General features: G+C 61.0%; 30 protein-coding genes. 17 read left to right on the top strand and 13 right to left on the bottom strand.

Annotation, left to right across the window (positions count from 1 at the left end; translation table 11 throughout):
* Positions 1 to 33: 33 nt before the first annotated feature.
* Positions 34 to 264, bottom strand: a complete 231-nt coding sequence (locus tag P2PM1_RS21105; RefSeq protein ID WP_208985366.1) for a hypothetical protein — start codon at positions 262 to 264, stop codon at positions 34 to 36.
* Between the two features lie 650 nt (positions 265 to 914).
* Here P2PM1_RS21105 and P2PM1_RS21100 point away from each other — a divergent pair.
* A complete protein-coding gene (locus P2PM1_RS21100) occupies positions 915 to 1,055 on the top strand; it encodes a hypothetical protein (protein WP_186400431.1) in 141 nt (46 codons plus the stop codon).
* Between the two features lie 182 nt (positions 1,056 to 1,237).
* Here P2PM1_RS21100 and P2PM1_RS21095 read toward each other — a convergent pair whose 3' ends face one another.
* The 7 genes from P2PM1_RS21095 to P2PM1_RS21065 form a co-directional block, all read right to left on the bottom strand.
* Positions 1,238 to 1,747, bottom strand: coding sequence for a hypothetical protein (locus P2PM1_RS21095; protein ID WP_186400430.1), 510 nt, complete (start codon positions 1,745 to 1,747; stop codon positions 1,238 to 1,240).
* Between the two features lie 69 nt (positions 1,748 to 1,816).
* The gene (locus P2PM1_RS21090; protein ID WP_023433005.1) at positions 1,817 to 2,110 is read right to left on the bottom strand and encodes a DUF736 domain-containing protein; all 294 of its coding nucleotides are present in this window, start codon (positions 2,108 to 2,110) and stop codon (positions 1,817 to 1,819) included.
* 863 nt (positions 2,111 to 2,973) lie between these two features.
* Positions 2,974 to 3,312 carry a hypothetical protein gene (locus P2PM1_RS21085; protein ID WP_186400429.1) on the bottom strand — a complete coding sequence of 113 codons (339 nt, stop codon included), beginning with the start codon at positions 3,310 to 3,312 and terminating at the stop codon, positions 2,974 to 2,976.
* Between the two features lie 421 nt (positions 3,313 to 3,733).
* Complete coding sequence (locus tag P2PM1_RS21080) at positions 3,734 to 3,922, bottom strand: hypothetical protein (RefSeq protein ID WP_186400428.1); 189 nt, start codon at positions 3,920 to 3,922, stop codon at positions 3,734 to 3,736.
* Between the two features lie 80 nt (positions 3,923 to 4,002).
* Positions 4,003 to 5,850 (bottom strand): ParB/RepB/Spo0J family partition protein, encoded by a 1,848-nt coding sequence (locus P2PM1_RS21075; RefSeq protein ID WP_186400427.1) that lies wholly within the window; start codon positions 5,848 to 5,850, stop codon positions 4,003 to 4,005.
* A 56-nt stretch (positions 5,851 to 5,906) separates the two neighbouring features.
* A complete protein-coding gene (locus P2PM1_RS21070; RefSeq protein ID WP_208985370.1) occupies positions 5,907 to 6,266 on the bottom strand; it encodes a DUF2958 domain-containing protein in 360 nt (119 codons plus the stop codon).
* Positions 6,266 to 6,493: a hypothetical protein gene (locus P2PM1_RS21065; protein ID WP_186400425.1), complete on the bottom strand. Its 228-nt coding sequence runs from the start codon at positions 6,491 to 6,493 to the stop codon at positions 6,266 to 6,268. The genes P2PM1_RS21070 and P2PM1_RS21065 overlap by 1 nt, the downstream gene beginning before the upstream one ends.
* A 563-nt stretch (positions 6,494 to 7,056) precedes the next feature.
* On the opposite strand from P2PM1_RS21065, the gene P2PM1_RS21060 reads away from it, so the two are divergent.
* The 3 genes from P2PM1_RS21060 to P2PM1_RS21050 all read left to right on the top strand — a co-directional run bounded on the left by P2PM1_RS21060 (position 7,057) and on the right by P2PM1_RS21050 (position 9,588).
* Complete coding sequence (locus P2PM1_RS21060) at positions 7,057 to 7,650, top strand: transposase (RefSeq protein ID WP_186400424.1); 594 nt, start codon at positions 7,057 to 7,059, stop codon at positions 7,648 to 7,650.
* Positions 7,651 to 7,697: 47 nt separating this feature from the next.
* The gene (locus P2PM1_RS21055; RefSeq protein ID WP_186400423.1) at positions 7,698 to 8,102 is read left to right on the top strand and encodes a transposase; all 405 of its coding nucleotides are present in this window, start codon (positions 7,698 to 7,700) and stop codon (positions 8,100 to 8,102) included.
* 787 nt (positions 8,103 to 8,889) lie between these two features.
* The gene (locus P2PM1_RS21050) at positions 8,890 to 9,588 is read left to right on the top strand and encodes a hypothetical protein (protein WP_186400422.1); all 699 of its coding nucleotides are present in this window, start codon (positions 8,890 to 8,892) and stop codon (positions 9,586 to 9,588) included.
* Positions 9,589 to 9,656: 68 nt separating this feature from the next.
* Here P2PM1_RS21050 and P2PM1_RS21045 read toward each other — a convergent pair whose 3' ends face one another.
* Positions 9,657 to 10,007 (bottom strand): hypothetical protein, encoded by a 351-nt coding sequence (locus tag P2PM1_RS21045; protein WP_186400421.1) that lies wholly within the window; start codon positions 10,005 to 10,007, stop codon positions 9,657 to 9,659.
* A 242-nt stretch (positions 10,008 to 10,249) separates the two neighbouring features.
* Between P2PM1_RS21045 and P2PM1_RS21040 the strand changes: the two genes are divergently transcribed.
* Both P2PM1_RS21040 and P2PM1_RS21035 read left to right on the top strand, forming a co-directional pair.
* Positions 10,250 to 10,894: a hypothetical protein gene (locus tag P2PM1_RS21040; protein ID WP_186400420.1), complete on the top strand. Its 645-nt coding sequence runs from the start codon at positions 10,250 to 10,252 to the stop codon at positions 10,892 to 10,894.
* A 216-nt stretch (positions 10,895 to 11,110) separates the two neighbouring features.
* Complete coding sequence (locus P2PM1_RS21035; RefSeq protein WP_186400419.1) at positions 11,111 to 11,449, top strand: hypothetical protein; 339 nt, start codon at positions 11,111 to 11,113, stop codon at positions 11,447 to 11,449.
* 391 nt (positions 11,450 to 11,840) lie between these two features.
* Here P2PM1_RS21035 and P2PM1_RS21030 read toward each other — a convergent pair whose 3' ends face one another.
* Both P2PM1_RS21030 and P2PM1_RS21025 read right to left on the bottom strand, forming a co-directional pair.
* Positions 11,841 to 12,425 (bottom strand): site-specific integrase, encoded by a 585-nt coding sequence (locus tag P2PM1_RS21030; protein ID WP_186400418.1) that lies wholly within the window; start codon positions 12,423 to 12,425, stop codon positions 11,841 to 11,843.
* A 101-nt stretch (positions 12,426 to 12,526) separates the two neighbouring features.
* Positions 12,527 to 12,805 carry a hypothetical protein gene (locus P2PM1_RS21025; protein WP_186400417.1) on the bottom strand — a complete coding sequence of 93 codons (279 nt, stop codon included), beginning with the start codon at positions 12,803 to 12,805 and terminating at the stop codon, positions 12,527 to 12,529.
* Positions 12,806 to 13,741: 936 nt separating this feature from the next.
* Between P2PM1_RS21025 and P2PM1_RS21020 the strand changes: the two genes are divergently transcribed.
* From P2PM1_RS21020 to P2PM1_RS20995, 6 genes are all read left to right on the top strand, one after another.
* Entirely contained in the window at positions 13,742 to 14,350 is a 609-nt protein-coding gene (locus tag P2PM1_RS21020) for a TetR/AcrR family transcriptional regulator (protein ID WP_186400416.1), read from the top strand.
* Positions 14,347 to 14,736 carry a TetR/AcrR family transcriptional regulator C-terminal domain-containing protein gene (locus P2PM1_RS21015; RefSeq protein ID WP_186400415.1) on the top strand — a complete coding sequence of 130 codons (390 nt, stop codon included), beginning with the start codon at positions 14,347 to 14,349 and terminating at the stop codon, positions 14,734 to 14,736. Before P2PM1_RS21020 ends, P2PM1_RS21015 begins: the two co-directional genes overlap by 4 nt.
* The gene (locus P2PM1_RS21010) at positions 14,733 to 15,926 is read left to right on the top strand and encodes an efflux RND transporter periplasmic adaptor subunit (RefSeq protein WP_186400414.1); all 1,194 of its coding nucleotides are present in this window, start codon (positions 14,733 to 14,735) and stop codon (positions 15,924 to 15,926) included. The genes P2PM1_RS21015 and P2PM1_RS21010 overlap by 4 nt, the downstream gene beginning before the upstream one ends.
* A complete protein-coding gene (locus P2PM1_RS21005; RefSeq protein ID WP_186400413.1) occupies positions 15,923 to 17,125 on the top strand; it encodes an ABC transporter permease in 1,203 nt (400 codons plus the stop codon). Before P2PM1_RS21010 ends, P2PM1_RS21005 begins: the two co-directional genes overlap by 4 nt.
* Before the next feature lies 1 nt (position 17,126).
* The gene (locus P2PM1_RS21000) at positions 17,127 to 17,837 is read left to right on the top strand and encodes an ABC transporter ATP-binding protein (RefSeq protein WP_186400412.1); all 711 of its coding nucleotides are present in this window, start codon (positions 17,127 to 17,129) and stop codon (positions 17,835 to 17,837) included.
* 487 nt (positions 17,838 to 18,324) lie between these two features.
* Positions 18,325 to 18,753, top strand: coding sequence for a hypothetical protein (locus P2PM1_RS20995; RefSeq protein ID WP_186400411.1), 429 nt, complete (start codon positions 18,325 to 18,327; stop codon positions 18,751 to 18,753).
* Positions 18,754 to 18,763: 10 nt separating this feature from the next.
* Here P2PM1_RS20995 and P2PM1_RS20990 read toward each other — a convergent pair whose 3' ends face one another.
* On the bottom strand, positions 18,764 to 18,946 hold the full coding sequence (locus P2PM1_RS20990) for a zincin-like metallopeptidase domain-containing protein (protein ID WP_186400410.1): 183 nt from the start codon (positions 18,944 to 18,946) through the stop codon (positions 18,764 to 18,766).
* 1,127 nt (positions 18,947 to 20,073) lie between these two features.
* On the opposite strand from P2PM1_RS20990, the gene P2PM1_RS20985 reads away from it, so the two are divergent.
* The 5 genes from P2PM1_RS20985 (at position 20,074) to P2PM1_RS25725 (ending at position 22,417) form a co-directional block, all read left to right on the top strand.
* Positions 20,074 to 20,697: a MarR family winged helix-turn-helix transcriptional regulator gene (locus P2PM1_RS20985; protein ID WP_186400409.1), complete on the top strand. Its 624-nt coding sequence runs from the start codon at positions 20,074 to 20,076 to the stop codon at positions 20,695 to 20,697.
* An 89-nt stretch (positions 20,698 to 20,786) separates the two neighbouring features.
* On the top strand, positions 20,787 to 21,032 hold the full coding sequence (locus P2PM1_RS20980) for a thioredoxin family protein (RefSeq protein WP_186400408.1): 246 nt from the start codon (positions 20,787 to 20,789) through the stop codon (positions 21,030 to 21,032).
* Positions 21,032 to 21,781, top strand: a complete 750-nt coding sequence (locus tag P2PM1_RS20975) for a hypothetical protein (RefSeq protein WP_186400407.1) — start codon at positions 21,032 to 21,034, stop codon at positions 21,779 to 21,781. The genes P2PM1_RS20980 and P2PM1_RS20975 overlap by 1 nt, the downstream gene beginning before the upstream one ends.
* 49 nt (positions 21,782 to 21,830) lie before the next feature.
* A complete protein-coding gene (locus P2PM1_RS20970) occupies positions 21,831 to 22,295 on the top strand; it encodes a redoxin family protein (protein ID WP_186400406.1) in 465 nt (154 codons plus the stop codon).
* Positions 22,292 to 22,417 (top strand): hypothetical protein, encoded by a 126-nt coding sequence (locus P2PM1_RS25725; RefSeq protein WP_256376482.1) that lies wholly within the window; start codon positions 22,292 to 22,294, stop codon positions 22,415 to 22,417. Before P2PM1_RS20970 ends, P2PM1_RS25725 begins: the two co-directional genes overlap by 4 nt.
* 82 nt (positions 22,418 to 22,499) lie before the next feature.
* Here P2PM1_RS25725 and P2PM1_RS20965 read toward each other — a convergent pair.
* On the bottom strand, positions 22,500 to 22,811 hold a 312-nt coding region (locus P2PM1_RS20965), incomplete at its 5' end, for a zincin-like metallopeptidase domain-containing protein (RefSeq protein ID WP_244301587.1).

The raw sequence follows: 22,811 nt of genomic DNA, 5'->3' as shown, positions 1-22,811 counted from the left end.
CGCCCCGACGGGGTTCGCTCGGGCCGCCGTCTGTCAGGCGGCGTGGAACCAGTGCTCGCGCGCGTCGAGCGGACGGCGGGCGTCGATGATGCTCATGACGCAGCCGTTCGGGCTGAGGCCGCGCTCGAAGGCGGCGAGCACCGTGGCGTAGTCGTCGTCGGCCAGGTCGGCAGCGGTCTCGATAAGGTGCAGGTCCTCCACGGTGATCAGGAACTCGTCCCAGGTGAGCTCGTAGTCGGTGTCGATGGTGTGCAGGGTGTTCATGGTTTGCCTCCTTCCGTTGCTGTGGCCGCGACCGCGGCCTTCCATGGGCAACGTGAGGCGTCGGCAAAGGCGTCCAGCCGCACCCGAAGGGCGAAGCGCAGCGGCAGACGGCGAGGCCCGTCTTTCTTGGAGCGCAGCGACCGCGAGGAATGGCCAAGATCGGCGTCCCCGAGCGACCTGTCGCTTGGGGTGATCGGCCAGGGGAAGAAAGTCGGGCAGCGCCGTTGCGGCGGACGCCGCCGACGCCAGTTTGCCCAGTTGGAAGGCCCGCATCGGTCGCGCGCCTCGGAAGGTGGCAAGCCCCGCCCTGCATGCCCGACCACCGACCCGCTGACCGTGAGGACGTCAGGCGCCGGGTGACACGTCACCGCCATAAGACCCGTGTCGGCCGACCGACGCCTGTGCCGGGGCCAGCTCGCCACGTCACGCCTCGCCGCCGCGATTCGGCACACCATTAGCCCGAGTGCCCGTCAGCCAGGCCACTTGCGCTGCGATCCATAATTTCCGGCAAACTGAAACATCTTCGCCTGAACGGCGTCCCGCTTCGAGCATCACCCCCGCCCAATGGGCGGCGTAAGCGGCATTTCAGTCTGCAATTCTCACAACGCTCAATAGGGAACCGTCCGCGGGGATGCGGCGGCTGTGGTGCCATGATCGTGTTCGTGCTCTGTCTGAACCTGTTCCTCGCCGGCCTCCATTTCGGCGCTGGGAACACCACAGGGTTTTTGCTCAGTCTCGCGGTTGCTGCATGGTGCGTCCATGACATCATCAAGCGCGGCAAGCTCTGCTAACCTGCCCAAACGGTTGGCCCTCCCGCTTCAGCGGGAGGGCTTTGCCATAGGCGGCCTGCGTTTGGCTCCAGGTGACAATCGAAAGTCGGGCGCCTTTGGTTAGTCGCGCGGACGCGACCACATTCCCGATCAGGCCACACGAAAAGCCCCCGCCGCCGAAGCGACGGGGGCGGAACGCACCCTCAGTCGACGCGGATGTCGAGCTGACCAACGCCCTGCCATGGGCGCTCGGTGATGAGGTAGCCAAGGCGGTTGACGAAGTGGAAGCCGGTCAGAAGGTAGAGGCCGTCGTCGTCATCGCTGCTGACGAGCGTCCAGACGCAAGCCGGGTCGGCTGCACGAACGGCGTCGAGTTCGGGGCCGAAGGTCTCGAACATGCAGCCGTCGAACGGCGCATCCGTGCGGAGCGTGTTCGAGACAGGGCGATAGGCGTCGCGCCATTCGTCGTAGCAGAGAGCGGGCGCGGGCGGCGTCGGCTCAGGGTTGGCAGCCTCGCGGGCAAGCTCCTGAAGGGCGAGCTTGAAGCCGGTTGCGATGCCGTCGGCTTCCTTCCACGAATCCCAGTCGTCGGGATCGTCGCTGTCCTCAGCGGCCGCGAGGCGGCGGTCGGCGTCTTCGGCGAGGCGTGCGGCCTCGGCGTGCAGGCGTTGCAGATGGATGTCGGTCAAAGTGATCATGTTGAAATCGTCCATTCGTTAAATCGTCAAACTATCGGGGGAGGCAGCGCCGCCCGCCTCATCGGCGGGCGGCGTCGCCTGCGGTCAGCGGCTCCAGATGAGGGCGAAGCCTTTGTCCTGCTCGACCAGGTTGGCGTAGATCGGGGCGGCGAAGCTCGGGTCGTCCAGCTTGACCGAGATGTATTCGTTGCCGCCCTTGGAGGTGCGGTGCCAGGCCGCGCCGATCTCGACGGCGCCCGCCTTGACGCGGAAGTCGGGGGCGGCGTCTGCGGTTTTCTCGACGCTGGTGATCGCGACCTTGGTGGCCTTGACGCCGAGGGTCTGGATGGTGCCGGTGAAGCCGCTGTCGGTCTTGGTGAAGGTGCCGATGGTTGCCATGATGTAAGTCTCCTCTGTTTGGTTCTGGCGGTCGCGCCCATCGCGACCTTTCCATGGCCCATGAGAGAGACCGTCGAAGCACGGACCCGCACCCGCAGGGCGGAACGCAGTGGGAGACGGCAAGCGGGCTGTTTCTTGAAGCGCAGCGCCCGCGAGGAATGCGGCGAAGCCGCAGGGGAAGAAACTGACCGCGCGCCGTTGCGGGGACGGGCGACGGGCTCAGATGTGGCCATGCGAGGAAAGGACGCGTTTGGGCGGCTGATCCGCGCCAAACAGGGGGAGGACGCGCTGGCGACCTCGGCCTCCTTCGCCCGACACGCGGCCAATCGGTATCAGATCCCGATGGGCGAGAATGGCTACGGTTGCGTCAGTGCTGATGTCGAGAGAATGCGCCGCCTCGTCACCGGACAAGGCAGTGCCGTGTCGAGAAGCGGCCTGCCACATCCGCCATTCCAGGCACGCAACGGATGGGCTCGGTCATGCGGCAGTCGCGGCTACGCATGCACAATCGACCAACCGGTGCAGGACGCCGCCCTCTCCGGATACGAACGGCAAGCACTGTACTGCCCGAGGCGGGACGGCTGCCTACCGATGCGCGGGGGACAATGGCGGACACGAGCCGCTGACGTGCTGCCACTGGCCGTTCCGGCAGAAATACCGGACGCCCGTTTCCACGGACGCACCGGCGCAACTGCAATCGCCGACGTGATCGTGGAGGGTGGCCGGGCAGCCCATGAGCCCCAGGCGAAAGGCGGGGCAGTCCAGCGGGCCATCGGGCTGGCGAACATGGGCGTCCGTTGCTCCACGCTGGTAATCCGTGCAGGCGGAAAGAGTTAGCAGGCAGAGCGCGGGTACGAGCCTTCTCATGTGACGGCCTTCAGGCGCGGTTTGTCCGGCTCAGGCAGCTCCTCGATGCCGATAACGACAAAGCCGGCCTCCGAAGGGTAGTCGCGTGCAAGCAGCCGCGCCGCTTGCTCGATGGAGTCGGCTCTGACCTCGACGTAGCGCGTATCGGCCCATGCGTCACTGAAACCCGTCACGTTCGGCTCACCCGAGTCCAGGAGCAGTCGGACCCAATTGTTGTAAAGGCGCGCCTCGTAGGTCTTCAGCTTCACGTCGATGCAGCACTTCCTTGTGTTGAGATTAACGCGGCCAATCGCAACGAGGGGATCGGCGAGCGGTTCCTCGCCACGCAGACCCACGCCGATGTCCAGCAGCGAGGCTGACGGTCCCCCGCCAGCCTCTGAGGATATATCCATCACTGGATACCTGTTTATTGTGAGACAATATTACCTATTCTGTCAACGAACTGTTTTTATTGGCATTTGTTGTAACAATAGTCCAAAAATATCATGAGTGAATAATGAGAAGGCGACGATTTTATTCGGTGGTTACAGAATAGGTAATTCTGTTTCAGCGTGAGCGTGGCCCTAGATCGAGGCTGTGCACCGCGCCAATTCGGCGCAGTGCACTCAAAACAGACGCGGTCAGCGGGGTTTCTAGCCGCTTCGGATCGCCCGAACAAGCCAACCGAGGATGAGCAGGACGTAGAACAGCCCCAAGGCGGAGAGAATGACGAGCGTGAGGGTCACGATGATCGGCATGGCGACGGCTCCCTGTCCGTCAGGGTGAGGGCGGCGGGCCACGGAACGCGGCCAGCAGCTTGCCGATGATCCAGAGCACGATGGCGGTGACGGGAATGACGAAGGGCACGGCGACGATCGTCCAGAGGAAGTTCTCGGGATTGCCGGTCACATGGGCGATGTAGGCGGCGAGGACAAAAAGCGCGACTGCGCCGAGGATGGTAGGCATGGGACACCTTTCGGATGAGGAATTGACGAAATGAGGAAAGGACGAAGCCCGCCCATGGCGGGCGGGCTTCGCTGGACGGGTCAGGCCGCGTGGGCGGGCTGCGCGTCCTCGGCGACGGCGGGCGTGGGGAAACCGTCGCCAATCGCGTCATCGGCCTCGACCTCGGTCACTTCCTCGGCCTCGGCCATGTCGCCGCCCTCCACCGCGACCCCGCCGAAGCGCATGGCCTCGGGAAGCCATGCATTGGCGCGGGCTTTCAGGTCGGCGGCGATCAGCTTGTCATCGGCGGCGCAACGCTCGAAGTGACGGGCAAGGGCAGCGGCCAGCTGCGTCTTGTTGTAGTCCTTGAGCGCCCCGAGGCGGGTCACCGCGCCCGTCTCCTTGGCGATGGCCTCCAGCTGATCCTTGCGGCGGCGGGTCAGGAACGCCTCGTCGGGGCACCAATGATCCCGCATCGACACCCCGAGATCGCTGGCCACTCGGTTGAACAGGCTCGCGCCCGCGTCGAGCGCGTCCATGTTCCCCTGACCGAAGGTCAGCGTGGTCAGAAGCAGATGCAGCGCATCGAGCGCGGCATCATCGAGGGCGGTCACGGCCTCGTAGAGCGCCAGCGGCTCCTTCTGGGGGCGCAAGAGCGTCTCCCATGCCCCACGGTCGGGCGCGGGATAGCGGCTGGTGAGCGTCGCGGCGATGTCGAGCGCCTCCATCACCACCTGCGCCGCCCCTTCCACCTTGGCGTAGGTGTCGGGCTGCGCATCCTCGCCCGCGAAGTAGGCGAGCGCAGGATGGGCATCGAGACGCGCCCGCGCCGTCCAGTCACAGGCATTCAGCATCGTCACCACGGCCACCTCCCGCGCCTTGCGAGGGTTCGCCAGAAGCCCCGCCATGACGGCGAGCGACTTGTGGGCGGCGACCATGCGGATGACCGCGCCCGTATATTCGGGCTTTTCTTTCGGCGCGGCGGGATGGTCGGCGGTTTCCTCCGCCACGCTCGGGCGCACCTCGCGGCGGACAAGCCCTTCCCGCACTTCCACACGCCCGCTCGGCTTGAAGTGGATGACCACGCCGCCCGCCTCGCCGTCCTGGGCATCGGCCTCGCGGTACTGCCACCACGGTGCGTAGTTTTCGGTCAGCACCTCGACAAAGGCCGCGCCCGCCTCGCGGTGATGTTCGGCCAGCGCCTCGACGGCTTGCGACTGCAAGCGGTGGAACTGCTCGGCATCGTCAAAGAAGGTAGTGTCGTCATCGGCGAACAGGTCGGCGGTGACGGTGCCCGCGTACTGCGCCATCGGGAAGATGGCCAGCGACACGGCGGGTTTCTCGCCCGTCAACATGCCGCGCACATCGTCGGCATCGTAGTGATAGCCCTGCTCCAGCCGCTCGATGAGGGCGCGTTGCTGGTCATTGGTGGCCAAGGTCAGCGCCTCGGCAACCGACAGGGAGAACTCCCCCTCGCGCACAAGCGCCTTGGCTTCATCGCACAGACTGGCCAGCGCCACGCGGCGCTTGACGGTGAGCACCGACACGCCCGCTTTCGCGGCCACATCCTCAAGGCTGGCCCCCTCGCCCAACAGGGCGGCGAACGCCTCGGCCTCGTCCATCGGGGCAAGCTGCTCGCGCTGGATGTTCTCGACGGTGGCGAGGCGCAGCGCGTCGGCCTCCGACAGGCCGCCGCGCACTTCCACGGGCACGGGATAATCCTTCCCGATGTCGCCGCGCTCGGCCAACAGGGCAAGTGCGCGCCAGCGCCGTTCGCCCGAGACGATGCGGAACATCCGCCCGTCCTTGCGCACCACAAGGTTTTGCAGAAGGCCGTCCGCCTTGATCGAGGCGGCAAGCCCCTCGATGGCGGCGGCGTCCATGCTGCGGCGGGGATTGGCGCCCTCGGTCGGGGCGAGTTTCGAGAAGGGGATGGTTTCGATGGTCATGGGTTCAGGTCCTTTCGATGGGGTGAGCGCCCGCGCCGTGACGCGGGCGCGGGTTGTCAGGCGCTGATGCGCCCGTGTTCGTTCGCCTCGGCGGCATAGGCCGTCAGGCTCTTGGTCGGCTTGAAATGAAGGTCGCGCTCGATGGTCAGCCCAGCGGGGCCACGGATGGCGGCAAGCTCCGACAGGCGGACGCTGCCGAATTCAGGGCATCCGAAGCCCAGATCGCAAAGGCCGAAGGCGATATCCTCGTCCTCGGGGTCGATCTCCGAGAGAAGCCACGTCGCGGCACCCCACGGGCAGAACAGCTTCACCACAGGCCAGAAGTCCTGGGTGTTGCCGTCATCCGCCATGCGCTCGGCATTGGCGCGGCCATTGGCCAGCATGCGCGCATGCTGGCAATCCGTGAGAAGCGGCATCATTGCGCGGCCTCCCGTCCGACATGGTCGGTCAGGCGCATCGTGTCGGTCACCGACACGAACAGCGGGCGGATGAGGTATTCGCCCGCCTGCTCGGTCACCGCGCAGATGGCGGCGGCGGGCTGGCCGTCCGCGAAGCAGGAGAACAGGGCGAAGTTGGAAAACGCGCCGCTGGTCAGCGCCTCGAAGGCGCTGCGATGGTCTGGTGTGATGTTGGTCTGGCTCATGGCCGAAGTCCTCCGTTCAGTCGTTCAAGGCTGCGAAGGACACCCACGCCCCGCGCATTACCCTCTGCCCAGCGGCGAGCGACGACAGACGGTGGAGTGCGAGGACGTGCTTGTATTGAGCCTGGCGGCGGCGCGCCGACATCCGACGGGCTCCAAGGGAGCCGCCCCGTCAGGGGGCATCCGGCCAACACGGGAGGGCGGCGTCAGCCGCCCGAATGGAGCGGGCAGGCCGGACGGCGACCTTGGGCAAGCCCGGCGGGGTCGGCATAAGCTGGCAGAAGAGGGTATCGCGCCAAGGCGCGATCAGAGGATCAACTCCGGCCCAAAGGGCCGTCCGCTGCCGCCGCGTCGGGCAGCGTCAGCGCGTGTCCCGGCGCGGCGGCCTACCGGGGCGTTGCGGGCACTCCCGCAGAATGGGGTGCGCCGAAGACATCAGGCTGAGGCCAGGGGAAAGGATACAGTGTATGAGTTTTGAGCGTCCCAAAATAGACAAACTTCGCTAAAGTAAACTGACATGGGGGTGCGCGTAGAACACAAACAATACACGAAGGACCTATATGCCGATGAAATACTTCGCTGGACTTGATGTTTCCAACAAGGAAACTGCCATTTGCATCATGGATTACGAAGGCAAAATCACTAAAGAAGGTATGGTTTCCACAGATCCGTCGTGCATTAGGGAATTTCTCCAATCTTCCGATGTTTCGTTCGAAAAAATTGGCTTGGAAGCAGGTAACCTGTCCGTATGGCTGTACTGGGACCTGTTCCACTCTGGATATAACGTGTCCTGCATTGATGCGCGTCGAACAAGTGCGATTATAAATCTCCAAGCTGTGAAAAGTGACCGGAACGACGCCAGAGCTATAGCGCATTTGATGCGCACCAACCTGTTCACGCCAGTACATGTCAAAAGTGACGAAAGCCAACGCATCCGAATGCTATTAAACAACCGTCGCTGCTTAGTGGATCAGCGGGTTGTCCTTGAGAACCAGATTCGCGGCACGCTTAAGGTATTCGGCCTCAAGGCAGGCGAAGTAACGACTGCGCGGTATGACGGTCGCATACGGGAGTTGATCAAAGGCGACGGTGAATTTGAACTCGCGGTCGAACCATTACTCGAAGTGCGTACATTGCTCTTGAAAAAATTCGGGAACTAGACCGGATACTTGTAGGCCTCGCGAGAACTGACCCGGTATGTCAATTATTGACGACCGCGCCTGGTGTAGGAACACTCACTGCTATCCTCTTCAAAACAGTCATCGATGATCCGAGTCGTTTTGCTAAATCCAAGGATGTGGCATCCGTGATCGGCCTAACTCCCCGAAAGTATGCATCAGGTGACGTTGATTATAACGGCCGCATTTCAAAATCAGGTGACGCCATGCTCCGGAACCATCTCTTTGAAGCAGCATCGATTATCTTACGGCCGTCCATGAAGAGCAACCCAATTAAAGCCTGGGGATTGCGCATTGCAAAACGTAGCAGCTTGAAAAACGCCAGAGTCGCTGTCGCAAGAAGGCTTGCCATTACGATGCACCGCATGTGGGTGGACGGATCAGAATTTCGCTTCAGCTCGGAAAGTTATGCCAATATGGAGCGGGCTGCTTAAGAGGTTTGCAGATTCGGCGGATGTCGAGAAGTTGTCCGGCAGGACGAGGAGTTGGCGGTAAGACAGTGGGGAAAGCTGTGCTTGCCACCAGAATGTTAGTCGCAAAGCATGAGGGAAGGATATGCTCTACCCCAACTCCTTACATTTCGTCGGACAATATTGCAGCGACAAGCCCATTAGGATTCGGCTCTTGTTCAATTAACAAGCTGCCGAAGTAGTCCGGTAGGACGGGGAGCTGGAGGTAAGGCAGAGGGAAAAGCTGTGCCTGGCGCTTTCGCCAAAGCACGAGGAAAGGATGTGCCTGCCTCCACTCTTATCGCACCGTATCCAGTGCCGCCGAGAGTGGTAAGCACGTAGAGAGGCAAGAACCACCGGATTCTTTATTGTCGTATTTCAATGACCGAATCTATCGGTATTCGGTTGTTTTTTTTCGAGGCCGAAAGCTGACTCAATTATTTTGGATTTCTCCAGCTTTCGGCCATTTTGTAGATTTGTTCTTTTCTGTTTGACACAACTCATACAGAGAGGCGTTTCCCCTCAGCAACCTGATGCACCTGTTGAACAAAGTCCTGTTTCCCTGGGGGACTCGCGCGCTTCCAACGGTGCCGTCCAGCGCAACGGGCACGATATTCCGTAGGGGCAGTCTAAATCGACCGGTTAGGCCTTCAATATCTCAGGCACTCTCCTGTAAGCGGCGGAGGCGCCGCAGTCAGAGTGCCTCCCTGTCAGGTCTATATTTTCTGTTCTCACCATAAGACGAGCAAGCAAAACTAAATTGGCTCCCGAAATGCGCGCATTTTCATTACTGACACTATTCGCACTCATATTTTCTCCTCCCATCGCTTTAGGCCAGACAGTCACGAGCAAGGGCTACGGAGGTACTGGCAGTTCCATCGGTCATGTAGAAAATCGCGTTCTCCTGCTTGAGCAATCGACGACGGCGATTACGGCCCAAATGAACAGAGCGATCTCGTCCAACACCGAGGCCATAGAGAAAAACGCGAAGACCATCGAGACGTTGAGGAGCGAGGTTAAGCGCTTGGCTGCACTGCTGGGCTCGGCCGGGGTCTTGGTTCCGAACTCGCCCGAATGCCCGGTCTACATGCCGCCGCAGTGCGGCCCCGGCGAAGTGCTCGTCGCCGGCTCTCCCGACGCAAGCGGGTGTATCTCTGCCCCGACGTGTCGCAAGAAAACGGTCGAGCGTGACTGCCCGCTCTACATGCCACCACAGTGCCGGTCGGGAGAGGTTTTGGTGGGAGGCGCCGCCGGCAAAGACGGCTGCGTTGGTCCGGCGAAATGTGTCAGCAAAATCGGCGCAAGCCAGTGCCCCGACTATGCCGTACCCGAGTGCGAGAAAGGTTTCGTCGTCGCTCCGGGCAAGGCGGGGCCGAATGGCTGTCTGCTCGCTCCATCATGCATAGCAAAAGATCAACTTGGGTCGAGTTCGGCTATCGACAGCGATGCCTGGCTTCTGAACCGGCGGTAGGGGGACATCGGTCGGCATAACGTCGGCTGGCACGCAAAAAGCCGCCCCTGTGATGGGGCGGCCTCTCGCTACGTGCCCTTTCGGGCGTAATCGATTGCCTCGATCGCCAGAGCGATGGCAACGACACAAAGGAAAGTACCGCTGACGACGATGACGGCATTGCCGCCAACGGCCAAGCAACCGGCAACGACAGCGGCGATGAAAGCAACGCCCAAGTCGGCTGCAATGACCAAAGCCGCGGTTGCATCGGCGCCAAGGACAAGCACCAAAGCGGACACAAAAATGACCGTGACGAAGAACATGGCTGGGGATAGGGACAGGACCAGCGATTCAGGCAGGTAGGCACCAAGAAGCGCGCCCACGCTGGCGACCAGAGCGAATGCGCCGAAGGCGAGCGACTTCGAAAGGCTTTTGGACATGGGTCATCAACCGCCGCATAGGGCGACGGGCTCATGATTTCGATGTGTTTGAGGATGAAGCGGTAACGGGCGCGCATCTGCGCACACGAGGAAAAGGTAGGAAGATCCCGCTTCAGAACGACATTGTTGGAACTGCGGACTTTCTTATCAATGCCTCGCAATGATTATTTATTTAGAGTGTCAGGGGATTTGTTGCATCACAATACATAAGAGACCGACAGCTAAATATTGAGAAATAGAAAATGAAATTAAATCGCTCGATCCTTATATCTACTTTTGTCTTTGCTATTGCGATAACCACATCGCATGCCTATGCCCAAGTCATGACCTCTAAGGGGTACAATACCAGTGGCCAGTCCATCAGCCGCGTCGAAAACGATCTGGTTCTTTTGCGTACCGGGACCGAGACGACCATAAACCAGCTAAATCAGCGAATTGAAACACTTCAGACGCAACTCTCGACCATCGAAACATCATTGAGAATATTGGTCAGCGGGAACCCAGGCTCGAGTGGCCCAACCGGTCTGAACGGAATGCTCTACATCTCGGCAATTTCCTGCCCTGAGAACGAGGTTCTCCAGTCCATGGTCGGCGGGCAACCCGTCTGTGTAAGAAAGGGGATCTCCGAATGCCGCGTCAGGCCGGGCGGCAGTTGCCTGGATGGCGAAGTCCTGACCGGGGGCGGCTGTAACAGTGATTGTGTTGCAAGAGGAGACCATAGCTGCTCAGCCAATGCCATCATCGGCACCGCCCCGACGCCAGACTTCATCAATCCCGCGAGAGGCATGATTCTCGACAATCCGAGCGGCGGCCCGGAATACCGTAGCACCAGATGGGAGTGCTCCAGCAGCACACGGACGCATGCATATGCGATCTGCTGCAAGTAGATTGCCGCAATGCGGATCTCTCATATATTGTCTTGTGCATCCTCGGCTCCACGCCGGTAGCCTAAAATAACTTAAAAGAAAGGGCTATATTTCTATAGCCCTTCCCGTTGTTGAGTTGTATGGAGACAACTCCATATCATTATGAATTAACTATATTGATATTGAAACAACATATCCCAATAATATTTATATGCATTGCATAAGGAGAAATATTTCATGAACTCATACTTTTCTGAAAAGAGTATTCTTACTACAGCGTTCACCCTGTTTGCGCTCGCCATCTTCTCGTTCGCGCCCGAGGTAGCCCATGCTAGCGCTGGCCAGGGCCTGCTGACGGACGTGCAGAATCTACTGACCGGTCACCTCGGCACGGTGGTCGGTTTGGGCATTTCCTTGTTCGGCCTGTGGGTCTGGCTGGCCCAGCAAAGTTCGTGGGGTCTGCTGATCGTGATCGCAGGCGCTGCCATCACCGCGTTCCCCGGCCTCTACAAGGGCATGACGCAAGGCTTCAAGTCGGCGTTCGGTACCGTAGGCACCGGCAATTCAGCCATGTAGCCATCGAAACGAAGAGAGCCCGGCAGCAATGTCGGGCTTTTTTTGCGCGGGCGTCAGCCCCGTTCGCACGTCGCCGCATAAGGCTCTGCATGCTGAAACATCAGCCTACTCGGGCTCGTCTGCTTGACATCCAACCCCGCCATCTCGGCGGCGTAAGCGCCGTTGCAGCTTTAACGACATCCCTCCTGCTTCGGCAGGAGGGTTTTTCCGTGCTTGGCGCAACACGCCTATCCATCGGACAGCTCGGTGGTGAAGGTGGATAGGGCAGCTCAAGCTCGTCGCCAAACCGGTGAAGGGAGCCCCAACAAGACAGGAAAGAGGAGCATCCCATCCTTCCCTTATGTGACGGAATGGGCAATTCGGTCACAGAAATCAAGATCGAAAAATCCAGTTAATCCCAGAGTTTGCGGGCCATGCGGCGTTCTTCGGCGCCGACGGCATCGCCGTAGATCGCCGTGGTCGCCAGCTTGGCGTGGCCGAGCCATTTCTGGAGCAGGGTGATCGGGATGCCGCGTTCGAGCGCGGCCACGCCGAAGCCGTGGCGCAGCCCCTTCGCAGTCGCATGCGGCCCGCTCACACCTGCCATCGCCATCACCTCCTTCACGCGCCGGTGCCCGGTCATGCGGTGCCACGGCCACAGCCGCACCGAAGTGCCGCCCTCGGGAGCACCCTGAGCGGCGCGCACCCCGTGCACACGGTCGAGTTCGGCCAGCACCGTCGGCGACACGGGCACCGCCCGATGCACGCCTATTCGGCGCTTTTTAAGGCTGCGGAAGACGATGACGCCCGCGCGCAGATCGATGTGATCGGCGGTCAGGGCAAGCGCCTCGGAAAGGCGGCAACCGGTATCCTTCAGCACGAGGCAGAGCGTGTAGACCTCCGGCGCCTGGTTCTTCGCAGCCTTGATGAATGCCCGCCGTTCGGCCTCGGTCAGGTACTTCCGGTGGCCGGCCGTGTCGAACAGGCTCCAGTCCATATCGCCTCGCGCGTGATTGAAGGCCGTCCCTCCGTTACTGTTTCAACTTCTTGAATCGTAACGCAGGACCGCTTGGGCGAGCGACACTATTGCCCATTCTGTCACTCACTCGGCCTGACGCCCTGTTGCAGAGAAACCACGATTTCTTTTCGACGCGGGTCGGTTGGCTTTTTCGACAACCCGCTTCGGGAGGACAGGATGTCAAGGAGTTGGTGCACGTTTCCAGTAGTCGCGTTGCTTGCACTCACCGCCTGCAATGGCGGCGACAGGGTCGATGTCAAAATTATCGGCAAAGAGAATTTGGGTGAAGGATCGACCCGGACCTGCATGGTGAATGTGGAAATCACCAACCGGGGTTCCGCCATGTTGAGGAGTTTCAACTATTGGCTTTCTTTCAACGATAACCGGAGATCGGTGCCGTATGTTGGTCCGGTTAGCAACGTTCCTGCCGGCGGAAGCAAGACGAGCTTTGTTCAGTTCGTAGGTGTCCCCTGCGCGCAGGTTCCGGCCAGGCTGGAATTACGTGTACTGGAATGCGTCATGGGCGAGCGTGACTGCACGAACGCTGTATCGTTACGGTCTTGACGGACCGGACAATGCACAGAGGCTGATTTTGAGCGAGAAAGAGGCGGCCGTGAGGTCGCCTCAGACTGCTGACGCGGGCGTGTTGACAAAGGGGGTTCCCTAATCGTCTTCGATCTGCTTCAAGGCTGCTCTTTGCGGGAGGGCGGCCGTGGTTCGAGGGCGGATGACGGACGAGGAGTGGGCGATTTTCGCAATCTTTCTGGTGCGCGAGGGCGCTCGCGGCGGCAGGCTTCCGCAGGATCACTGAGCTATCCTCGACGCCGTCTTCTGGATCGCCCGCACAGGCGCCCCGTGGCGTGACCTGGACGCGAGCTTTCCCAAGTTGGGCCAGGATCTACCGCCAGTTCCGGCACTGGACCCTGACCAGGGTTTGGGACGTCATCCTCGACGCTCTCAAAGAGAGCGACGAGGAGCATGCCAGAGCGTCCAGATGGTCGACAGCACCATCGTCCGCGCCCGCCGAGTGCTGGTGGGCGCGAAAAATAAGGGATTAGCTTCAAGCCCTTCGCACCACGATATCGGGCGTTCTCATGGTGACCTCGCGACCCGCTAAGACAAAACCTCAGCCAGCCACCTCGGCTTAGCGCTCATCGGAGCCATCCGGCTGTGGATCAGGCACTTTGGCAACACCGCCTAATGTCTGGGTCTTTAGAGATACCGGTCGTTGGGAGCTTGAACCGCGCCTCATGATCTGATAGATAGTAATTGATCACTATCTTTTGGAGGTGCCTGTGATCTCGCGAACGGCCTACCTTTCCGCAGAGGAGCGACGTGAGGTGACGGTTGAGACCGTCATCGACTTGGCGGCGGAGCAAAATCCTACAGACATCACAACTGGCGCGATCGCCAAGCGGATGGGAGTGACCCAAGGGGCCTTGTTTAGGCACTTCCCCTCCAAGGACGCGATTCTTCAGGCCGTCATGGAATGGGTATCAGAGCGCTTGCTGGCACGGATCGACAAGGCGACTTCCGCTGCGGCCTCTCCGCTTGACGCGCTGGAGGCTGCGTTCACTGCGCATATCGAATTCATCTCCGAGCACCCCGGCGTGCCCCGGATGCTGTTTGGAGAGTTGCAACGCGCTGAGCAGACAGTAGCCAAGCGTATGGCGCACACCCTGATCCAGCGTTATGGCGAGCGCCTCGGACGGCTCGTTGCGGAGGGCAAGGAGCGTGGCGAGTTGGCCGCGACGCTGGATGACAAGGCCGCAGTCACACTCTTCATCGGTACAATTCAGGGTCTCGTCATGCAGTCCCTCATCGCCGGTGACGTCAAACGCATCCGCGCCAGTGCACCAGGAGCGTTTGCGCTGTATCGACGCGCTGTCGAGGCGGCCAGATGACCCATCCGCATTTCTCGGCCGCCACATCTCCGCTTCGATCCCTCGAAGCTATGTTTAGGGCTGATATTGCCTATCTCGCGGATCATCCGAACATTCCACGCATGTTGCTGGGCGCGCTCGGCAGGACGAGCAGCTCCGCACTTAGAGTGATGATCGAGGCAGTTATCCAGCGCTACGAACGGCATCTCTCCAGCATAATCGAAGAGGCCCGGCAGTGTGGCGAAATACGAACCACGATCGAGAAAAGGACTGCTGCCCGTCTGTTCATAGCCGCCGTCCAACATCTGGTGTTTAGAGCGCTGATCGCCGGGAATCTCGACAGCATCCGCAAGGCGACTCTGGATGCCTTCGAATCATATCACGCATGCATGGAGGCAAACCCGTGAAATTGCTTTCATTGCAGCGTCGCACATTGATGCTCATAGGCGTCGGAGCCGTGACTGCCGCCTTGTTCGGCTACGTGGTGTTGCGCTCTGGGCCGCTCGCGCCGGTCGCTGTCACTACCGCTGCCGTCGAGGTCCGCTCAATCTCACCTGCTCTCTTCGGCATCGGCACGGTTGAAGCTCGCTTCTCTTACAAGATCGGCCCCACCTTCGCAGGTCGCATCGCCAAGATACATGTTGATGTGGGCGATAGGGTGAAAGCCGGTCAGGTTCTGGCGGAAATGGACCCGGTGGACCTTGACGCCCGCATCGCAGCGCTCGATGCGGCGATCGGCCGGGCAGAAGCATCAATAAAGACTGCGGAAGCGCAGGTAGACGATGCACTGGCGCGTAATGATTTCGCGCTTGCCCAGGCGAAACGCTATGAAGAGCTCTGGAAGACCCGCGCCGTCAGCCAAGTCGCGGTGGAAACCAAGCGGCAGGACAGCCAGGTGGCTGACGCTTCTCTCTCGGCCGCTCGGTCGAATCTCCTTGCATCGCAACAGGATCTCCAACGCAATCGCGCCGACCGCGACGGCCTGATCAAGCAACGGGAAAATCTGGTTCTGCGTGCGCCGGTCGACGGGGTGATCGCAGCACGCAAGGCTGAACCGGGAACGACCTTGGTTGCCGGCCAAGCGGTCATAGAAATGATCGATCCGACGAACCTCTGGATCAATACCCGTTTCGACCAAATTGCGGCAACAGGCCTACGGCAGGACCTACCCGCCTCGATTGCATTGCGTTCACGCGCCGGCAAAGGCGTACCGGGACGAGTGGCGCGTGTGGAAGTCCTTGCGGACGCGGTGACGGAAGAAAATCTGGCCAAGGTAGAGTTCGACACGCTTCCCGAGCCGTTGCCTCCGATTGGAGAACTGGCCGAGGTATCGGTCGCCCTGCCGGAGCTTGCCGCGTCACCGACAATCCCGAACGCTGCGATCCAGAATGTCGGACGCAAATTGGGCGTTTGGAAAATCGAAGACGGGAAAATCCGCTTTACGGCGGTCCAACTCGGAGCAGCAGACCTGGAAGGGATCGTACAGGTCACAAAAGGCCTGAAGGTCGGGGATCAGATCGTTGTTTACAGCGCATCCAGATTGGCAAGTACGAGCCGCATTCGTGTAGCCGACAATCCTGCCGAGCTACTCAAATGATCAGCCTCGCCGGACGTGACATTCTGCATTCATGGGGCAAGTTCGTCTTCACGGGGATCGGGCTTGGCCTGCTCATCGGTGTGACCTTCACCATGGCTGGCGTCTATCGAGGGATGGTCGACGACGGCAAGGTGCTGCTCGACAACAGCGGTGCCGACATGTGGGTCGTCCAGCAGAACACACTCGGCCCATACGCAGAATCCTCAAGCATCAATGATGACATCTATCGCGTGATCCTGGCGATCCCCGGCGTCGAGCGGGTCGCTAACGTAACCTATCTGACGATGCAGGTTCAAAAGGGAAACTCGGACGTACGCGCCATGGTGGTGGGCATCGCGCCGGGAGATATGGCGACACCCGGCCGGCCACCGTTTCTTGTCGCAGGACGGCAGATCACGCGCAGCCACTATGAGGCGGTGGCCGATGTCGCTACGGGGTTTTCCCTTGGGGACACAATCGTTATTCGACGAAACCATTATACAATTGTGGGCCTCACCCGGCGGACAGTATCGTCAGGCGGCGATCCGATGGTCTTCATCCCGCTGAAGGATGCGCAGGAAGCGCAATTCCTCAAGGACAACGACTCCATAGTCCGTCAGCGCCGACGCACCAGCGAAAATCCAGAGTTCAACCGGCCCTGGGTGCCTGGCTTGCTGGACGCAGTGATCGCCTCGCAAAACAGCAACCCTTACGTGAACGCAGTCCTGGTCCGCGTCAAACCTGGCTATGACCCGGAGCGCATTGCAACTGACATAGCAAGGTGGAAGCGGCTGACGGTTTATACGCGACCACAGATGGAAGAAATTCTGATCGGGAAACTCATCGCGACGTCCGCCAAGCAGATCGGCATGTTCCTCGCCATCCTGGCCATCGTCAGCGCCGCCATCGTCGCCTTCATCATCTACACGCTCACGATGGACAAGATACGCGAGATTGCCGTGCTGAAGCTGATCGGCACGCGCAATCGCACCATCGCGTCCATGATCCTGCAGCAGGCCGTCGTACTTGGATTGATCGGCTTCGTCGTCGGCAAGATCACGGCAACCTTCGCGGCACCTCTTTTTCCGAAATTCGTCCTTCTTCTTTCCGTAGACACTATGATCGGGCTCATAGCCGTCATCGTCATATGCGCACTAGCCAGCGTCGTCGCCATCCGCATGGCGCTCAAGGTCGATCCCGCCGAGGCCATCGGAGGTTGAGATGGGCAGCGGCGGAATCCTCATCGAGAAAATTAGGAAGCGCTATGGCAGCGGCGACACCGCCGTCGATGCCCTGCAAGACGTCAATATGCAGGTCGCACCCGGCGAGGTGGTCGGCCTGATCGGTCCGTCGGGATCGGGCAAGAGCACGTTGCTCAAAGCCTTGGGTGCCGTGATCGATCCGAGCGGGGGGCGTATGACTCTCGGCGACGAGGTGATTTATGACGACGGCTGGAAAATTTCAGACCTTCGCGCGTTGCGGCGGGACAAGATCGGCTTCGTCTTCCAAGCGCCTTACCTCATCCCCTTTCTGGACGTCACCGACAATGTCGCCTTGCTGCCGATGCTAGCGGGTGTTCCCAATAATGAATCGCGCCAGCGCGCGAGTGAACTCCTGAAGGCTCTCGACATCGCGCATCGCGCTGCCGCCATGCCATCGCAGCTATCTGGCGGAGAACAACAGCGGGTCGCGATTGCGCGCGGACTGGTCAACCGGCCACCAGTTATTCTTGCCGACGAGCCGACTGCGCCGCTTGATAGCGTGCGTGCTCTGACCGTGATCCGCATCCTCAACGACATGGCAGTCAAATTTGGAACGGCCATCATCGTCGTCACGCATGACGAGAAGATCATCCCGACCTTCAGGCGCATTTATCACATCAGAGACGGCGTGACGCATGAAGAAGCAGGCGAGGGGCGCGGCTTTGACTGACAGCACAAACGAACATGTTCCCCATTTGGCAAAACATCTTGACCTTAGGAGCCGACAAAGTGGAGAAGTTAAAAGGAATTAATCGTGGAAGCCTTCAGCAAAGGCGCTTCGTATTACAGATATTATGGCTCGCACTCGTCATGGCAACCGTGGCTTTGAATAACGCGAGCAAGGCGGAGGAGCCGTCCCCAGCCCATAATATTACAGATGGGCATCCATGGAAGATGACGACAGACGATGGCCGCGTGGGAACTCTTGTGCTTTTCAAGAATGGCACAGGAAAAATGGTGGGCGAAATCATGGACCTGTCCCCGAAGTGGCGGCCGACCCCGGATGGCCTATGCCTTAAACCTGGGGCACTGCTTCCCGAACGATGCGTCAAACTGGTTCGTTCCGAAAACGGGTATGTCGGCCTGAGAGGCGGCAAACTAGCCTTCAGATTGGAGCGGTAGTACGCGCCTTCCGAAATGAATAAGGAGGAGAAGTCATGGTGTCTGTTTGGACATCAAATTTGGCAACTAAAGTACTTGCTGGAATCGCGCTTCTGTTCGGAATAGCCACACTCGTTTCCGGAGGAAACGCTCTTTTTGATCTGTATAGAACAGAAACCTCCACAGCAAAAATCGTTCCCTTCGTATTGCATTTCAACTTTGCAGCCGGTTTCGCATATATCGCCACCGGCGCTGGATTGATGTTGAAGCGTGGGTGGGCGCCTATATCTGCCTTGGCGATCGCTGCAGCGACCGCCATAGTCTTCCTTGGTTTGGTTGGATGGATATTGGCGGGCAACGCTTACGAAATGCGAACCGTCGTTGCTATGAGCCTGCGAACGGCGTTCTGGTCGAGCTTAGCGATAATTTCATTAGCCAGTTATCGCCAGCACTCAACACCACCTAATGTATCGAACAACTCATGATTAGCGGCCGTCAGGCCGACTCCTCCACTTCAGCGGATTGCAGGCCACCGAGGAAGTCGGTGGCCTTGGTCGCCTGCGAGGTGGCGGCGAAGATGGCCTTCTTGTCGACCTTGAGCACCTTCAGCCAGTTGTCGATGTAGGCGGAACGGTCGGGCGCGGGGTGAGCGTCAGATCGCCGTCCGAAGAGATCCAAGGGCCACCCCTCGGGCATCCGGCCAACACGGGAGGGCGGCGTCAGCCGCCCGAATGGAGCGGGAAGGCCGGGCGGCGACCTTGGGCAAGGCCGGCGGGGTCGGCACAAGCTGGCAGTAGACGTTATCGCGCCAAGGCGGGATCAAGGATCGGCCTCGGCCCGACGGGCCGTCCATATCCGGGGCGTTCAAGGGCTTCCTCGACGTCCGCTACAGCACGCGGGGTCGTTCTCGGCCTGTGCAGAGTTCTCGCGGGAAGGACAGGACGAGAACGACCCCGCCATCGGCGCCGCTGGCCACCTCGTCGGCCACTTCTGCATTCACAATCGAGATCATTCGGGCTTCGTCTGCGAACGTGACTGACTTCTTCAACAGCCTACTAGACAAGTACGAAGGGCGGTGACCGGTCGTTCGCTGAGGTTGCTGGAGAGTCCGCTACCGAAGGCTAATCCAGACATTCACGAACTCTGCGAAGTTGTCCTCGCCCTCGCCAGCACTACGATATCGCCGAAGCGGCGACCATCGGATTCATCCATAGCGACCGTCAGATACTCGATGCCGAGTCGTTCAAAAAAAGGCCTGCGGTGGAGAATACCATTCCGCTGGGTATCGATAAACCAAGCCTTGGCCTTCCAGCTTGGCCGACGGACTCGTGCCAACGTCCTGCGCAATCAGCGGAATTACGTAGCACAAGTTTACGGGCGCGTCCTCGTGAACGAGGATTTCGGCGTCAGCACTGCGGTAGCCATGTCGGTCTGAAAGTCGATCTGCCAATACTCCGCTCCAACTGGCGCCATCAGCACCTAGTTTGCTTGACTTTGAGACGGCCGGCAAGTTCAGGCAAGCTGCATCGCAGCATGTCGACTTCCTACGAAAGGCGGGAATGGGCCGCCAACCGTCGAACGACAGCGATTTTCGCGTGAAGACCGCCAGCTTCGCCCCCTGTGCTAGCAGCCGCTGGCAGTGCGCTCCGTCCCACAGCCAGGGTGTTGCCACTCGTTTCGCCACGATCGCAGCCGCGAACAAGAACTGGCAGTACTCTTTCTTATCAAGCTCAGGCGTGAAAACCGTTGACGTTCGCCTTGTTTAAAGTTAGGAATCCTAATCAAATAACCTCCATGGAACCCTTATGTCCGAACCATCCGATCAGATTACCTTCGCCCTTGGCCGATTAGCCGTTCTTTGGCGGGCAGGGGTCTGGCAGGCGGCGGCGGCCGAAGGGCTTAACCCCGCCCAAGCCGAAATCCTCGGCCATCTTGCCCGACGGGGGCCGGTGCGGCAGGTCGATCTGGCCGCAGCTCTCGGGGTTTCGGCGGCAAGCCTGAGCGACTCTGTGGCAAGCCTTGCGGCCAAAGGGCTTGTCATGCGGCAGCCTGACCCCGACGACGGCCGCGCCAGACGGGTCGCACTTTGCGTTGCAGGGCAGCACATCGCGGAACGGCTGGCCACCGCGTCCGACGTCCTGACAGCCGCGGTGTCGGACCTGCCCGCAGCCGAGTCCGGGTCACTTCTGCGTATGCTCACCCGCCTGATCCGCGCCCTGCAGGAGGCGCGCGCCATCCCGGTGCAACGGATGTGTGCGACCTGCACCCATTTCCGCCCCCATGCCCATGCCGATGCGGCCTACCCGCATCATTGCGCCTTTGTGGACGCCGCCTTCGGGGACGCGCAGCTGCGCCTCGACTGCGGTGAACACGAAGCGGCCCCTGCTGAGACAGCCGCCGCCATCTGGCGGCGGTTCGAAGCGGCCTGAGCCGTAAAGCCGGACGCCCCGCCCGCGGCAACGGGCGAGGCGTCCTTGATGTCCGACCCGACTCTCGAAAAGACAGGAGACGTTTCACAATGCCACAGAAAGCCACGTTCTACCATGCCGGCTGCGCCGTTTGCGTTGCAGCCGAACAGCAGGTCGCGCAGGCGCTCGATCCGCAGCGCTACGAGGTCGAGATCGTCCACCTCGGCGCCGACAAGGCCCGCATAGCCGAGGCCGACGCCGCCGGGGTCGCCTCGGTCCCCGCCCTCGTGATCGATGGGGTGCCCTATCACATCAACTTCGGTGCATCACTGGCCGATGTGAGAGGAGCAGCGTGATGCGGAGCTTGACCATCCTGACGAGCGCGGCGCTGCTGGTTGCAACGACAGCGGCCTGGGCGCATGGCGAGGGCGATCATGCCCACGGCATCGCCGCGACCGCCGGCACTGTCGCACACGCCGATTTCGACATCGTTTCGGCCACGATCACCACCGAGGGCCGGATCGCCACCTTCGCCATGTCGGTTGCCGGCACGCCGGGCGCGACCGTGCCGGAACCGGCCGATGGGTTGGCCGGGGCGTCGGTCTTCTCCTACGTTTGGCCGACCAGCCTTGACCCCTCGGCGGTGGGCTTCGAGCCCGGCGCGGGGATCTTGGCCTTTGCCGTCACCATCCACCCGGACTTCGACGACACGCCCTTGTTCGACGAAGGCAACACCGGGCGGACCGACGACGACGGCGGCATCTGGCACAGCCACTGGGTGGTTCTGGGCGCGGACGAGGCCTGCGGGCCGGGCGCGCTGAAGGTGATCGACATCCCCGACGGCGCCACCCCCGCGCTGCCGCTGACCTGGCCCGGACTGCCGCTGCTGCTCGACAGCCCCGGCTGGTCGCCGATCTTTGCCGGCGAGACCCTGTCGGTGCGCGCTCCCTTCGCCGATATCGGTGCGGTCGAGGCGGCGAGCTTTGACGGGGTGACGGCAGCGCTGCGGGTGAATGCCAACATCCATGCACCGCTTTTGTGCGTGACCGACGTGTTCGACGTCGCCTCGGGCGACCTGAGCCTGCCGGGCCGGGTGAACCACTGACAACGCCGGGCGGCGGTCGCTTGCCGCCGCCCAAGCCTATGAGGGCATCATGGCCGAACCTGTCCCGTTTCACGCTGCCGAATGGCTGAACGCCGATGCGTCGCTTTCGCTGGCCGACTTCACCGGCAGGGTTCTGGTGGTCGAGGTGTTCCAGATGCTCTGCCCCGGCTGCGTCAGTCACGGCCTGCCGCAGGCGCAACGGATCGCCGCCGCCTTCGACCTGGCCGAGGTGGCGGTGATCGGGCTACATTCGGTCTTCGAGCACCACTCCGCCATGACGCCGGTTGCCCTGCGGGCCTTCCTGCACGAATACCGCATCCGCTTTCCGGTCGCGGTGGACGCCCCCAGCGAGGACCCCATGCCCCGAACAATGGAAGCCTGGGGCCTGCAGGGCACCCCGACGCTGGTGCTCATCGACCGGCAGGGGCGGATGCGGGCGCGCCACTTCGGGCAGGTGTCGGATCTGGCGCTCGGGGCGCAGATCATGGCGCTGGTGCTGGAGGCACCAGAGTGACCGCATTTCGTGTCGTCGAACTCCGGATCGGCCGTGCCCGCCCCTGCGGTCCGCAGGGCCAGCCTTCGGCCATCGACAAGCAGCGGGTGTCAGGGCTGCTGATGGCACCGTCAAAAGAGTGAACAGCCGCAATACGGAAATGAGACGAAAATGTCTGACAGTCAACTATGGGCCCATACCGCTATTCAAGTGAGGTGAGGCCGCCTAAGCGGCGGCCTCGGTAGTGTCCTCGGAATGCAGGCCACCGAGGAAGTCGGTGGCCTTGGCGGCGGCGCTGGCGGCGGTGAAGATCGCCTTCTTGTCGGCCTTGAGTACCTTCAGCCAGTTGTCGATGTAGGCGGCGTGATCGGGGCGCGGGGTGAGCGTCACGCCCAGGTCGGCGCAGAGGAACGCCGCGCCCAGCTCGGCCACGAGTTCTTCCATGGCGTAGGCGTCGTCGCCGAAGCGCTTGCCGAATTGGCGGTCACAGCGGTTCGGAGCGCCGGAGTAATGCCCCTTATGCCGATATCGGCATAA

The sequence above is a fragment of the Stappia sp. P2PMeth1 genome (assembly GCF_900185735.1).
Taxonomy (GTDB): domain Bacteria; phylum Pseudomonadota; class Alphaproteobacteria; order Rhizobiales; family Stappiaceae; genus Stappia.
This window is presented reverse-complemented; position numbering and strand designations above follow the sequence as displayed.